This is a genomic window from Mesorhizobium sp. M7A.F.Ca.AU.001.01.1.1, from assembly GCF_004022735.1.
GTDB lineage: Bacteria > Pseudomonadota > Alphaproteobacteria > Rhizobiales > Rhizobiaceae > Mesorhizobium > Mesorhizobium ciceri.
The window spans coordinates 1-879 of record NZ_RZPF01001230.1; the positions used below are offsets into that span (position 1 = coordinate 1).

Sequence of the window (879 nt, forward strand, 5' to 3'; positions counted from 1 at the left end):
GCACCCGCCGGCGCGACCAGCCTATCATACGGTTCCTGGCGATGCGTGATCCATCGCAGTGGTCTTGGCGGCGGTCATGCCGAGCAGATGATAGGCCTCGTTTTCATAGGCGAGCAGGACATCGTCCCAGCGAAAGGCTTCGCGGGCCCGCGCCCTCGCGGCAACGCCGCAGGCCTTGACCAGGGCATCATCGTCCAGCGCCTGCTGCATCCGCTCGGCGCAACTGTTCTTGTCGGTGAAGTAGATCGCCGCAGCCCCTGCGGTCCACCTGTTGTAGGGATTGTCATGCGCGATCACCATGTTGCCGGCCGCCAGCGCCTCGACCAGCGACGGGTTGGTGCCGCCCACCGTGTGGCCGTGCAGATAGGCGCGGGCGTGGAAGCGCAGGGCCTTCACCGTTGCCTGGTCGTAAATGGCGCCCGGCAGGACCACCGAGCCGTTCGCCGCCTTGCGGATGGCGGCATGGTAGGGGATGTCGTCGGACAGCGTTCCCAGCACCACCAGCTTCATGTCGCGCTTGGTGGAGCAAAAGGATTCGACAATCGGCAGGATGTTGTTGTCGGGTTCGATGCGCGCGATCGAGATGAGATAACGCCCGGGCTCGAGGCCGAGCGCCCGGACCGGCGCCTCGGGCGCTGATGCCACCGGATCGGCGCCATAGGCGATGGTGGCGATGGCGCTGCGCGGCCGGCGCGTCGCCAGGTGATCGGCGATGGCGGGATGATCGGCGACCAGCCGATGCGAGGCCCAAGCGCCGATCCATTCGTTGAGCCAGAACCAGGTTCGCGCCGCCATCCCCCATTTGGGGCGACGCCACTCGATGCCGTCCATGTTGGTGAAGATCTTGCGCCGCTTCAGCCTGAGCCAGGTCAGGAAGAC

The 879-nt window shown here is 66.3% G+C and carries 1 protein-coding gene; it reads right to left on the minus strand.

Translation table 11 applies throughout. From position 1 onward, the window contains the following. Positions 1-24 precede the first annotated feature (24 nt). Positions 25-879 (minus strand): glycosyltransferase (locus EN884_RS37295; protein WP_128361200.1); only part of this gene is annotated, 855 nt, incomplete at its 5' end.